The organism is Rhizobium sp. M10 (assembly GCF_002531955.1).
In the GTDB taxonomy this organism is placed as follows: Bacteria; Pseudomonadota; Alphaproteobacteria; order Rhizobiales; family Rhizobiaceae; genus Rhizobium; species Rhizobium etli_C.
Genome location: NZ_NWTA01000003.1, coordinates 324,854 through 337,160, shown reverse-complemented (window position 1 = coordinate 337,160; position 12,307 = coordinate 324,854). Strand labels below are relative to the sequence as shown.

15 protein-coding genes are annotated in these 12,307 nt (G+C 61.6%); 9 read left to right on the top strand and 6 right to left on the bottom strand.

Annotated features, from left to right (window positions below; translation table 11 throughout):
* Window positions 1-79: 79 nt before the first annotated feature.
* From CO671_RS06935 to CO671_RS06925, 3 genes are all read right to left on the bottom strand, one after another.
* On the bottom strand, window positions 80-481 hold the full coding sequence (locus CO671_RS06935) for a hypothetical protein (protein WP_097605311.1): 402 nt from the start codon (window positions 479-481) through the stop codon (window positions 80-82).
* A 48-nt stretch (window positions 482-529) separates the two neighbouring features.
* Window positions 530-2,689, bottom strand: coding sequence for a mechanosensitive ion channel family protein (locus tag CO671_RS06930; RefSeq protein WP_097605310.1), 2,160 nt, complete (start codon window positions 2,687-2,689; stop codon window positions 530-532).
* Between the two features lie 160 nt (window positions 2,690-2,849).
* Complete coding sequence (locus tag CO671_RS06925; RefSeq protein ID WP_097605309.1) at window positions 2,850-4,670, bottom strand: adenylate cyclase; 1,821 nt, start codon at window positions 4,668-4,670, stop codon at window positions 2,850-2,852.
* A gap of 143 nt (window positions 4,671-4,813) precedes the next feature.
* On the opposite strand from CO671_RS06925, the gene CO671_RS06915 reads away from it, so the two are divergent.
* From CO671_RS06915 to CO671_RS06890, 6 genes are all read left to right on the top strand, one after another.
* On the top strand, window positions 4,814-5,074 hold the full coding sequence (locus tag CO671_RS06915; protein WP_010033769.1) for a hypothetical protein: 261 nt from the start codon (window positions 4,814-4,816) through the stop codon (window positions 5,072-5,074).
* A gap of 147 nt (window positions 5,075-5,221) precedes the next feature.
* A complete protein-coding gene (locus CO671_RS06910) occupies window positions 5,222-6,328 on the top strand; it encodes an HlyD family secretion protein (protein WP_097605308.1) in 1,107 nt (368 codons plus the stop codon).
* Window positions 6,318-7,361: a DUF2955 domain-containing protein gene (locus CO671_RS06905; RefSeq protein WP_097605307.1), complete on the top strand. Its 1,044-nt coding sequence runs from the start codon at window positions 6,318-6,320 to the stop codon at window positions 7,359-7,361. The genes CO671_RS06910 and CO671_RS06905 overlap by 11 nt, the downstream gene beginning before the upstream one ends.
* 118 nt (window positions 7,362-7,479) lie before the next feature.
* Window positions 7,480-7,713 carry a DUF2171 domain-containing protein gene (locus CO671_RS06900; protein ID WP_010033775.1) on the top strand — a complete coding sequence of 78 codons (234 nt, stop codon included), beginning with the start codon at window positions 7,480-7,482 and terminating at the stop codon, window positions 7,711-7,713.
* A gap of 134 nt (window positions 7,714-7,847) precedes the next feature.
* Window positions 7,848-8,057, top strand: coding sequence for a DUF2945 domain-containing protein (locus CO671_RS06895; protein ID WP_097605306.1), 210 nt, complete (start codon window positions 7,848-7,850; stop codon window positions 8,055-8,057).
* A 32-nt stretch (window positions 8,058-8,089) separates the two neighbouring features.
* Window positions 8,090-8,275, top strand: a complete 186-nt coding sequence (locus CO671_RS06890) for a DUF3008 family protein (RefSeq protein ID WP_038689520.1) — start codon at window positions 8,090-8,092, stop codon at window positions 8,273-8,275.
* Window positions 8,276-8,288: 13 nt separating this feature from the next.
* Here the strand turns inward: CO671_RS06890 and CO671_RS06885 are convergent, their stop codons facing one another.
* Complete coding sequence (locus CO671_RS06885) at window positions 8,289-9,005, bottom strand: MgtC/SapB family protein (protein WP_097605305.1); 717 nt, start codon at window positions 9,003-9,005, stop codon at window positions 8,289-8,291.
* Between the two features lie 242 nt (window positions 9,006-9,247).
* On the opposite strand from CO671_RS06885, the gene greA reads away from it, so the two are divergent.
* Window positions 9,248-9,730, top strand: coding sequence for a transcription elongation factor GreA (gene greA / locus CO671_RS06880; protein ID WP_097605304.1), 483 nt, complete (start codon window positions 9,248-9,250; stop codon window positions 9,728-9,730).
* A gap of 128 nt (window positions 9,731-9,858) precedes the next feature.
* Window positions 9,859-10,218, top strand: a complete 360-nt coding sequence (locus tag CO671_RS06875; RefSeq protein ID WP_097605303.1) for a hypothetical protein — start codon at window positions 9,859-9,861, stop codon at window positions 10,216-10,218.
* A gap of 26 nt (window positions 10,219-10,244) precedes the next feature.
* Here the strand turns inward: CO671_RS06875 and CO671_RS06870 are convergent, their stop codons facing one another.
* Complete coding sequence (locus tag CO671_RS06870; RefSeq protein WP_097605302.1) at window positions 10,245-11,174, bottom strand: LysR family transcriptional regulator ArgP; 930 nt, start codon at window positions 11,172-11,174, stop codon at window positions 10,245-10,247.
* A 101-nt stretch (window positions 11,175-11,275) separates the two neighbouring features.
* Between CO671_RS06870 and CO671_RS06865 the strand changes: the two genes are divergently transcribed.
* Window positions 11,276-11,884, top strand: coding sequence for a LysE/ArgO family amino acid transporter (locus tag CO671_RS06865; RefSeq protein WP_097605301.1), 609 nt, complete (start codon window positions 11,276-11,278; stop codon window positions 11,882-11,884).
* A 149-nt stretch (window positions 11,885-12,033) separates the two neighbouring features.
* On the opposite strand, the gene CO671_RS34125 is transcribed toward CO671_RS06865, so the two are convergent.
* Window positions 12,034-12,243 (bottom strand): hypothetical protein, encoded by a 210-nt coding sequence (locus CO671_RS34125; protein ID WP_097605300.1) that lies wholly within the window; start codon window positions 12,241-12,243, stop codon window positions 12,034-12,036.
* Window positions 12,244-12,307 lie beyond the last annotated feature (64 nt).

Here is a 12,307-nt window from a genome sequence, read left to right as displayed (position 1 = left end):
CGACACGAAAATCGGCGCCCTCTCCAGTCTGGCGGGACGAAAAGAAACAGACGCACTCGCCGGTCATTCCGCGAACCGCTCAGCGCGGGCACACGTCCCAGAAGCCCGTCGTCTTGGCGGGCGAGGTGTAGTACCAGCACTGGCCGGGTTGAGGCGGCGTACCTGCCAACGAGACGGCCGCAGCGCCGGCGACGAAACCGATGGCGGCGCCTGCGGCGATGGCGGTACCCGGGCGCCAATAACGGCGAGGGGTGACGACGACGACGCCGCGCCGGACGGGCGGTCGAACAACAGGACGGGTGCGTCCGACCGCTGCGCAGCCGCGTGGCCCACAGGCCGCTGCGCCGCAGCCTCTCGGGCCGCACGCCGCCACGCCGCGACGGGCGGCTTCGGCCGTCGCGGGAACGAGGACGGGCGCACAAACCGTCATGAGGATGGCAAGTGTCGCAAGCAGGTGCGACAGGATGGCCAGGATCTTCATGTCATTTCCTCCCATTGCTCTCATGTTTCGTTTCCTCAAAACTATCCCTCAGGCCGGACCTGCTGCGATCGCCGCGTTATGCGCCGCGATCGTCTGCTGGGCGGCGGCGGCGACGGCGTCGTCGTTTCCGCCCGCGACCTGAACGGTCGGCACGGCGATCTTGATGCCGTTTTCGTTGAACGCCTCATGGATCATCCGCAGGGCTCGCCGTTTAAGCGTGAACTGCTGGCCCGGAAGCGTCATGACTTTCAGCCGCAGGAGCAGGCCTGAATCGCCCATGCTTTCAATTCCCTGCATCTTCAGCGGCTCGATCGTCGTGGACTTGAACTCCGGATCCTCGAACAGTTCCAGGCCGATTTTCTTGATGATCTTGCGAGCCTTCTCGATATCGGAATCGTAGCTGACGGCGATCGTCATCTTCTCGATCACCCAGTCGCGGCTCATATTCTGTATCGCCCCAAGCTCGCTGAAGGGGACGATGAAGACGGCGCCGCGGTGGTGCCTGAGTTTGACGGAGCGCAGGCTGAACGACTCGACGGTGCCCTTGTAGCTGCCGCTCTGGATATATTCCCCCACGCGGAAGGCGTCGTCGAGCAGGTAGAACATGCCGCTGATGACGTCCTTGACCACCGTCTGCGCCCCGAAGCCGATTGCGACGCCGACCACTCCTGCGCCTGCGATCAGCGGGCCGATTTCAACGCCGAGCGACGACAGGGCCATCATGATGGCGACGGCCGAAAAAAGGATCATGACGAAGTTGCGCAGGATCGGCAGCAGGGTTCTGAGACGCAGGCGCCGCCGCTCCCGTTCGCTGCCCATTTCATGGGTCGCCTCGGTGTCGCCGAGCTTGCGATCGATCAGCACTTTCACGATGTTCCAGGCAAGATCGACGATCATGAGAATGATCCCGGCACTGAGAAGGCCGCGCACCAGGCGCAGAAGCGGGGAATCCTGCGTCGTCATCTCAGTGAGCCGCACATCCAGCGCACCAGCGAGCAGAATGATGGCTCCAACGATCAGTGTCGCCCGGATGCCGCGCTCCACGATCACCGAGGCGACCGTTCCTGTCTTGTGGCCGCCCTCTTCGGCTGAGGAAGGGCGAAGGATATTGTTGACCGACGCGTTGGTCAGGGCGATGGCGCAGGGCAGCGCCGCGCAGGCCAGCGCAATCCAGAACAGCCGCATGGCGCCGACCACCCACAGCAGCCAAAGGGTGACGAAATAGACTGTCCACAGCCAGTTCCGCACCCGCAGACTGATCCGCCTCGGCGGGCCGGCTGATAGTTGCGATGGCCGCCTCCAGACGGCTTCGACACCGATGACAAGGAGCACGAGGCCGAGGGAATAGGCGGCCAGCTGCCGGACCGGGAGGGAAAAGCCGAGCGTGCCCAACAGGCGGATGGTCACCCAGCCAAAGGCAAACCAACCGACGAGATAGCTCAGGCGCTTTGCCCAATGGCGGGCCGCCTCGTTTCCAACCGGGACGACACGAAAGCCGTTTTCTGCCTCGGCCCGGGGTGCCAGAAACACATCGAAAAGCGCGCTCGCCAGACGGAAGACGACGATCGCCAACAGGTATCCGACGACGATTTCTCTGATGATCGGCGGCCATTGGAAGAGCAGGAAGAAGCCGATGCTGCCAAGGCCGAACGAAAGAACATAGCATGCCGCCCACAGAAGCCTCGCAGCCAGCGCGGTCATTCTTTCGAGAACCGTTCGATAGGGCGCGCGGGCCATCCATGACCGCCAGCCCGCGCTGATCGACCGGAACAGCCACTGCGCTGCCAATCCGGCGGCGATAAAGGCGATGATCAAGACGATCGGCCGCGTTCCGCCATTTGCCTGAATGTCGCCTTCGAGTGCACTCCTGCCCCGGGTCGCTTCCGAGGGAAAGGAATTGACGGCTCCGAGAAGGCCTGCGGCGTGCGCGCGGAAGCGTGTTGCGAATTCGGAAAATGAAGGGTCGCGGTTCGGCGTTTCCGGCGGCGGCGGCTCTGTCGCATCCTTGGCGGCTTGCGACTGCTGCTGGAGGAAGCGCTGGACGTCGGGATCCGCGAGCATGCCGATAAAGCGATGAACGCTTTCAGGCTGCGGGCTCACAGGTGTCGTACCCTGGGCCACGGCGATCGAAGCCCAAAGGAGAGCGGAAGCCAGGGCAGCCGCCATGGGAAGCGGCACAACCATGCGGATCCTGGAGAATAAAGTCATTTTCCACCCTGATCTATGAACCGGTCCCCGAACCGCAGCGGAAAGGATCAGGCCCGCAGCGTTAACCGCCGCGGCGCTCAACGCGGCACCGAGGTCAGACTATGCGAAGATGAGACGGCTTACCCGTATGATCGGGTATGTTACGGTCGGGGAGACGGCATCAGCGGGGTTGCGGGTCCGAGGTGCCCGTGGCAGTCGACGCCATTTTTTCCGGATCGGGCACTGCCAGCCCCGCCTTCCGAAGCCCTTCAATCAGCCGATCGCGATCGCCAGGCTGCATGTTACGCATCGCCAGTTCGGCGAGAATGTTCGGCAGGAAGTCAGGCCGCATGCTGACGAAAACCTCTCCCTCCCGGCGGGCCTCGTCCGTCATGCCGGCCTCGGCATAGATGATGGCGGCGACAGCATGGAACAGAGGGAACTTCTGCATATTGGCCTGTCGTATCTCCAGCACCGCGGTCTGGTTGTCGTGAAGCATGTATGCGGCCAGAGCCCGTGTTCCATGATAGAAGCCGCCACCACCCGGATTGAGGGCGATGGCTTGGTCGAGGAGGGCTGCGCCGCGCTGCCACTGGCCACCGATCGCGAGCCGCGTTCCGAACTCACCCATCAGTTCGGTGTCGTGGGGATTCGTGGCGAGCGCCAGTTCTCCGACGCGAAGCGATTCAGAAAGCTGTCTGTCGAAGAACAGCACCGTCATCAGTGCTTGAAGTCCACGGGTATTGCTCGGATCGATTTGCGTTGCGCGTCTGGCGGCATCGAGTGCGCGGTGTATGGCTGCGTTCTGGTTTGCTGTTGGATTGAACTTGTAGCGATCTTCATCGAGGTAGACCATCGACAGCATCGCCCAGGCGGTGGCGTAGTTCGGAAACCGGGCAAGCGCCGTCTCAAGGCAGTTGCGGACTTGCGCATGCGCCTCGACGCTCAGTTCCGAACGATACGCATAAAAGCGCAAGGTGCACTCATAGGCGCCGAGATCGTCCGGCGGAGGACTTGCGGCGTCGACCTGCGCCATGACCCCGTATGGCTGAGCGATCGCGGTCGCCACCTTTCTGGCGACGTCGGTCTGGATCGCAAACAGGTCTCCCGATGCAAGATCCTTGTCATAATCCTGCGACCAAAGAATCTCGCCGTCTGACGTATCGAGCAATCTGGCCGTTACACGAAGACGCTTGCCCGACGTGCGCACCCCGCCGGCAAGGAGATAGCGCGCGCCGAATTCGGCCCGGATTGCCGATGCGCCGATATCGGCGGGAAGGGACTTGGAGGTCTCGCGCCCGAAGACCTTGATTTCCTTGAACCGTGGCAGGATGGTCATCAATTCCTCGGTCAGGCCGGCAGCATAGAGCTGCGCCTCCGGGCCTTCTCCGAGATTGGCAAAGGGAGCCACCACGAGGGCCGGACGATCGGGCGACAGACTTGCAAGCCGTTCGAGCGGCGGCGCGGGCGACCATGTCCCGATCCAATAGAGCGACATGGCGACTGCGGCGAGGGCGGCAACGCTTGGCAGCAAAAGCCGGCGTGCCTGCCGCCAGCGCCCGGGCGGGGCCGGGGAGGGTATTATTTCGCGAGGTTCTTCGGTGCGCGTGTCGGCCGAGGCCGAGGACGACCAGGTGAAGGTTGGGATATAGCCTCCCTTCGGAATGTCGATCCTGACCGGATCATGCTGCCCAGCGACGAGATAATAACGCTCGAGAGACCGTCGCAGCCGTCCAGCCTCGATCCTGACGACCGGATCGTCCTGGGTGAAGCCGGCATCCCTCCCGAACACTTCGATTGCAATCGAATAGGCTTTTATCCGGTTGCCCCGACCGTTCAGCGTTTCCGAGACGACGTAGCGGAGAAACGCTGCGGCACGACCCACGCCGGGAAATTCAGGGCTGGAGATGACGCGTTCAAGTTGCGCCCGGATCTCGTCGGCCTGAGGCGCAGGTTTTGAGGGAGCCCCCGCAGACCCCTCCGCTGGTATCGACGTCTGCATCTCTGTCCCCAATCCCCCGTTGAGTCACATCAGCCAGACCGTATCTTACAGTAACATACTCCACGAACCGGTCGTCGTCCACGAAGATCGGGATCGACACATCTTGCAGTGGCAGCCTCTCAAATGCGGTCAAGGAGTGAACCATGGACAAAGGGGTGGCCGCAGTCTGTCGGCAGTTTCCAGCCAGGATCAAGACGATCGACGATCTTTCTGCCCGCAGCGAAGACTTCCGGGAAATCTGCAGAGATTTCGCCGACGCCCAATCCGCGCTGAAGAAATGGACCGTCTCAACCGATCCGAAGCGCAATGAGCGCGTTGCCGAGTACCAGGAACTGATCGCAGAACTTTCGAAGGAAATAGAGGGCGCGCTCGACCAGGTTTTGCGGCCACCATCTGTTCGCTGATGCGCGCAACGGGCCGGCGGCAAGCCGTCGGACGGCGTATGTTACGGTTATCTACTTGCGTTTCATCTTGCCGGTCATGACCATTGTGACAAACGTCCGGCGCTGAAACTCTCCGCGCTTTACGCAACGCTTCGGAAGGATATTGTCGTGGTCTCCGAGAACTTGGACGAGCCTGCCATTTCGTCGACGCCGCGCAATCCGCTGCGCAGGATCGCCCTGATCGTCGTCCTGCTGGCGCTCGCCCTGTTCGTGCTCTCCATCTTCATGGAGCGGCGGACGCCATCGACCTCGCAGGCTCAGGTTCAGGCCTATATTGTCGGCATCGCGCCCGAAGTCACCGGCCGGGTCGTGGAAGTCGGGGTTGCCGACAACTCCCGTGTCGAGGCCGATCAGGTTCTCTTTCGTATCGATCCCGAGCGCTATGAACTGGCCGTCAGCGAGGCCGAAGCAGCGCTTGCGAGCGTGGGCCAATCGATCGGGGCATCGACTGCATCAGTCGATGCGGCGCAGGCCAAGCTTGTCCAGATGCAGGCCGACAGAGACAATTTGCGCGATCAATATGCCCGGGCGACCGAACTGGTGAAACGCGGCGTTTTCTCGAAGGCTCGGTTCGATGCAGCCAAATCCGCTTATGATCAGGCGGAGGCTTCCGTTTCGGGGGCGCAGGCCGACCTTGCCAAAGCGAAAGAGCAGCTCGGCCCGTCCGGCAACGACAATCCGCAACTGCGTGCCGCGCTTGCCGGACTGGAGAAGGCGCAGCTCGATCTTGTGCGGACGACCGTCCACGCGCCGTCAGCCGGTGTCGTCACCAACCTTCAGCTCACCATCGGCAAGGTGGTCTCGGCCGGCCAGCCGGCCATGACCTTCATCGACGCCGGCACCATCTGGATCAATGCGGCCTTCAAGGAGAACAGTCTGGAGAAGGTCGCCGTCGGCAATAAGGCGGACATCCTCTTCGACGCGCTTCCCGGTCGGCTGTTTCCGGCGACCGTCGAGAGCGTGGGGTTTGGCGTGTCGCAAGGCAACACGGACCCGAACACCGGATTGCCGACGATCCGGAACGACAGCGGCTGGGTCCAGGAGGCACAGCGGTTTCCTGTCCGGCTCGTCATCGAGGAGACGCAGCTGCCCAAGGGCGGCATACGCTACGGTTCGCAAGCGACGGTCGTCATCTATACGGGCGACAACCCGGTGACCAATGCGTGGGGATTGCTCTGGATCCGCATCAAATCGGTGCTGACCTATGTCAACTGAGAGCAGTTCTGCGGTCGCGGCGCAGAAACGCAAGGGGTTGCGGGTTGCCTTCGCGGTCTCCATCGGCTTCACCGTCGCAGTCTATGCCGGGGCTATCGTGCCTTTCCTCGCTCCGCTCTTTGCCGCCCAGTTTCTGCTCGGCAGTTCACGCCCCATGCCGCTTGGCAAGACCATCGGCGCGGTGATGGTCATTCTGATCGCCGGGATGGCGATGATGGTTCTGACAAATGTGCTCGGCGACCGTCCGGCGCCCTTTCTTCTGATCCTGGGGCTGACCTATTTTGTTTGCTTCGCCGCGCAGTCGACAGGAAAGGGAGGGCCGGCGATCTTTCTCGTGCTCGTCGTTTCGATCATCGTGCCGTTGCTCGGCATCCTGAACGAGGAACTCGCCAATTCGATCCTGTCCCTCCTGGTCGCCGGCGTGTTGTCGGGTGCAGTTCTGATGTGGCTTGCCCATGCGGTCTTTCCCGAACCGTTTTCCGAAGAGATCAAAGCGGCGGCGATCGACGAGCGACCGCCGGCCTTGCCCAGGGCGCTGGCAAACACACTTATCCTTCTGGGCTCCGTGGTGATCTGCCTGACGAGCGACAACCTGACCGCCGCGGTGGTCATTCCCATAACCGTGGCCTCGCTGCTTGGGCAGCTTGACGTCGCCGCAAGCGCGCGGGCGGCGATCGGGCTGGTGCTCGTCAATTTCCTCGGCGGCGTGCTCGCCTCCATTGCTTATGCCGCGCTATCGCTGCGCCCCAATCTCCTGTCGATCTTCCTCATCGTTCTCGTCGTCGTCCTCCTCATCGGTGGGCGTGCGGCCGGCCACTCGAAAGAGGCTCGGATGTTTGCCGGTGCCCTGACGATATTCCTGATCCTGTTTGGTCTCGGCGTGTCGCCGCTGCCGGGCAGCGCGGCGGAATCCTTCGCCAGCCGCATGGTCTATGTCGCCGCCGCCTTGATCTATGCGCTGCTGCTGTCCGCGATTGTGTGGCCGTGGACAGAGCGGAAGAAGGCCGGTGCACCGGCGGCTCTTGAGCCGTGATGCCGAAGGCACGCATGCTGCCGCTGTTTCCGACGCATGGGGAGCTAGAAGCTTTGGAACCAAGTCTGCGCCGCGTCGTTGCCGGTTGGTAACTGATAATGATGCAAAGGAGGAAACAATGATTTCCGCAGATCAGATCCGTGAACATATGGAAGTGCGGGCTGCCGATGGTACCCATGTCGGCACGGTCGATCATCTCGACGGTCCTACGCGCATCAAGTTGACCAAGACCGACTCCGAAGACGGCAAGCATCACCTGATTCCGCTGGATTGGGTCGATCACGTGGATGCCCATGTTCATTTGTCCAAGAACGCCCGGGATGTCCGCAGCCAATGGGCCACGATCAACTGACAGTGGCTGCATATCCCTTCGATCGGAACCGATTGAGGGATAGGTGCAGCAATTCAAAGAGCTCCAGCGTCCTTCGCGCGTCTGAAAAGACGCGCGTCGCTGTGCTCGGCCGTGGCTTGTGAAGGAGCCCGCCCATGCCGAAGCAATTGAACAAGGGCGACGCCGTAAACTGGAATACCAGCCAGGGAAAGACCGAGGGCAAGGTGGTCAAGAAGCAGAGCAGCCCGACGAAGATCAAGGGTCACGAGGTGAAGGCCTCGGCGGCGAAGCCGCAATATATCGTCGAAAGCGATAAATCGGGAAAGCGGGCCGCGCACGGGCCCGCCGAACTCAGCAAGCGTTGAGGGCCTCACCCCAAGCAGAAGGAGGTTTCGATATGCCAGCCAAATCCAAGGCCCAGCAGAAGGCGGCAGGCGCCGCACTCTCGGCCAAGCGCGGCGAGACGCCCAAAAAGGAACTGAAGGGCGCTTCGAAACAGATGGTCGAGTCCATGAGCGAAAAGCAACTGGAGGAATTCGCCTCAACCAAGAGAAAGGGCAAGCCCGAGCACGTCTCCAAATAGGCCGTCCGGGATCTCAGTTCGTCGTCGATTGCATCGAGAAACCTGCGACATCATGGACGGAAAGTGCGTTCAAAATCGCCCGGGATGACGCCTCGCGGTCCTTTGCCATCCATCGGAGCTCGAACGTCACGCCTGTTCGGCCATCGCTCGTCGGCCCGTATGCAACAAAGAGGGCACGGCATCCCAAGGGGTTCAGCACCGCCGACAAGTCGGGTACATCGACTTCGGAGCTGTGGATGACGAGCGTCGCCTTGCGTTCGCAGGTCAGCCAGGCGTCCAGCTGCTTCATCGGCGACAGGACGATGAAGGCGACAGCCGTCGCCACCGTTCCGGTGACAATCTGGCCACCGCCGAAGCAGAGGCCGACCACCGTCATGAACCACAGGGTCGCCGCCGTGGTGACGCCGGTCATCATGTCGCCGCGTCTGAGGATCGCTCCGCCGCCGAGGAAGCCAACGCCTGTCAGGACGCCAAGGGGGAAGCGCAATACGTCCATCTGCGTGAAGTAGCTGAAGGTTTTCCCGTAGGTCGACAGAAGGAGATTGGCCTGGACCATTGCCAGGCAGGCGGCAAGCGCCACCAGGATCGTCGTCCTGAAGCCGGCCGCATGGCCGCCGCGCTCGCGATCGAGGCCGATAAGGCCGCCGGCGATCACCGTCAGTGCGATCCGTGCGGCGATATCCCACCAGCTCGGTGTCAGCGGCATGCTATCCGTCAGGAACGAAGGCATGTTTCGCTCCAGTCCTTGTCGAAGACATATCGCCGTTCGCCGGGCATTCGATCCTCCTGTGCGTTATGCGGCGATAAACGCTATGGGCGGCAGGACGTTCCCGATGTCGTGGCGGGGAAAGCGGCTGCCGATGGGCAAGATTGGCGGTTCGTCCGCAGTCGGTGTATGTATAGTCTCAACGAATAGGGGGCGCAGGCGCCCTGTTAGTGATCGGCGCGCTGCGCCTGACATGGAGTTCTTGATTGGCCGTCGCCTTTACCAAAGAAGAGAGTTTCGAAACCGCGTCGGAAACCCTGTTGCCCGACCGTCCGGTTTCGCCGCATCCGAATCTCGTTACGGAAGCGGGGCTGAAGGCTCTCGAACTGCAGTTCCAGCAGGCGCGTGAGGCCTATGATGCGGCGAGCATCATTGAAGATGTGAATGAAAGGCGACGGCAGACTGCCAATCCTTTGCGTGATCTTCGCTACTTAGCGGCAAGACTTCGCACCGCCCAGTTGATGCCTGCCCCCACGTCAGCCGACGTGGTTGCGTTCGGCAGCACGGTGACCTTCCGCCGTGACGATGGGCGCGTGCAGACTTATCGGATCGTCGGAGAGGACGAGGCCGAGCCCAAGGCCGGATCGATTTCCTACGTCTCGCCGGTGGCGCGGCTTTTGATGGGCAAGGCTGCCGGCGATGCCGTGGAGGCAGGTGGCCAGGAGCTGGAGATCATCGCCATCGCATAGAGACGATGCAGAAGGCGGTCACCGGGGAAGCGGAGCCAATCGTCGGCATAATTAGTACTGTCAGGTACTTTATTTATGGTGCCTTTACCACCCGCGGCTTAGAAGGTGATATTCCATCATCGAAAGTCATGTTCATGGTCAGCGCAATTTCCAGTTCAGCATCCACCATTTTGAGTTCAGCCGCTTCAACCTCGTCTTCCAGTTCGTCGGATGACCTTGCCTCTCTCGAAGCGCAGCTTGCCGAAAAGCAAGCGGCTCTGTCGCAGACGCAGGACGAGCAAGAGAAGGCGACAATCGAGAAATCGATCGAGACGCTGGAAGCGAAGATCGCCAAGATCGAAGCGACCGAGAGCGGCAAGGGCCAGGCATCGGCCTCGTCAAAGCCCGCTGCCGCAGCTCCTGGAGAATTCTCCGGCGAGAGTGAGCGCATCGGCACGAAGAATTTCGATGAAACCAGCGAATTCGGCAGCCGTACGGCTTACGTCTGATCGCTCCAGATATTTCTCAGGCGCGATCAAAGGCCCGGGGGATCGGTTTTCGATCTGTCTTTTCCGAGATTGCGCCCTGCCACGCTGATGACTTCGCGCGTCAGCTCCGCCAGTCGATCGGCGGCAAAGCGGTTTATCTGCCAGAACAGGGGAACATCGAGGGGGGTGTCGGCAACCAGTTCGACCAATCGTCCCGACGCGAGATGCTCGCGGGTCAGTTGAGTCGGGTTCATTCCCCATCCCATGCCTGACAGGGTTGCCTCGACAAAGCTTTGCGGCGAGGGGAGCCAATGAGTGGGATAGTCGAGATCGCGTCCGAAGGTCTGGCGGACCCAGGTGCTCTGCAGCCTGTCCTTCTGGCTGAAGGTCAGAGCCGGGGCGTTGCGGATCGCCTCGGCGGTCACACCCTGCGGAAAGTTGCGGGCGACGAAGTCGGGCGTTGCCGTCGCATGATAGCGCAGAACGCCAAGCGCGAAACGCCGGCAGCCCCTTATCGGCTTTTCCAGGCTGGTGACGGCCGCGATCACACGGCCGCGCTGCAGCCATTCGGCGGTGTGATCCTGATCGTCGACGGCGATATTCAACAGATAGGAGGAGTTTCTGGCGAAGGCCGACATCGCTTCCACGAACCAGGTGCCGAGACTGTCGGCATTGGTTGCGATCTGAAGCGTCACCCTCTGGCGCGGTTCATCAGGATCAACGAGCGCGGGCAGATGGCCGAAGAGCTCGGCTTCGAGTATGCCGACATTCTCCATATGGCGGCACAACCATTCTCCCTTTTCGGTTGCCGTGCACGGCGTGCCTCTAACGACGAGCACAACGCCGAGACGCTCCTCGAGCTGCTTGACGCGCTGCGAAACGGCCGAGGGGGTGACGTTCAGCACGGTCGCGGCGCGTTCGAAGCTCCCCGTCTGGACAACGGTCGCGACGGCACGGAGGGCGGGGTAGTCAAGCATGGATTAGCGCCGCTTAATTGAGGTTAGGTAGATTAAGTAGCCTAATTCTCTTCGCCGCGATAGCGAAGTCTGGTCGAAGCGAAAGGGCGATTGCAGAAGCGATGAATTTTTCAATCTATTTTACCGGCCTGATGGTGGGCCTCAGCCTGATTGTCGCGATCGGCGCTCAGAATGCCTTCATTCTCCGCCAGGGCCTGCGCAACGAGCATGTCTTTGCCGTCTGCCTCGCATGCGCGCTGTCCGACGCCGTGCTGATCGTGCTCGGCGTCACCAGCCTGCAGCAGATCGCCAGGCTCATGCCCTGGCTCGACCCGGTCATGCGTTACGGAGGAGCCGCGTTTCTCGCCTGGTATGGCGCAAAAAGCCTCTATTCCGCCTTGCGGTCGAACGCCGCTCTCGCGGCCGCCGGGGCCAAAACGGCAAGCTTCAGGCAGACGCTCGCAACCTGCCTTGCGCTTACCTGGCTCAATCCGCACGTCTATCTCGACACGGTCGTGCTGCTCGGCACCATATCGACGCGTTATCCGGGGCAGCAGGCTTCCTTTGCCGCAGGCGCCGTGACCGGTTCCTTCCTGTTCTTCTTTTCCCTCGGATATGGCGCGACCTGGCTGCGGCCGATCTTCTCCAAGCCATCGGCCTGGCGGGTGCTGGAAACACTGGTCGCTGCGACCATGTGGATCATCGCCTTCAAGCTCATGGGCGGGATGTGATCGCTGTTTGACGGAACGATCAGCCGGATCGCGACATCTCGGCGGCAGGGTCAGGTTGGATCAATGGGGCGGAAAGCTTTGACGGGCGGATGTTTCCGACAACCGTTGTGACCTTGCGCCAAGATCCGAAAAAACTTCAGCTGCGCACATTATGCGCGCGATTCCACGATCCTCAGGTGGCGATTCGGCCGAGCGGCTACCCTCGGCATAGGCAACTCCTCGCGCTGGCAATCGGCCAGCAGGTGCGATGGGAATCGTTTCAATTCCCGGAGGGCATGTTCGTGGTTTGCATCTCTGCGCCGGCGCGACTTGAATGCGGAAAGGGTCTGTAGGATATTCCAGGTGCTTGCTTGCGTCATGTCGAGCCTCCTTTGCTGTATCGCTTCCGATACACAGACTATGGGGAGCGATTGACATTCAATC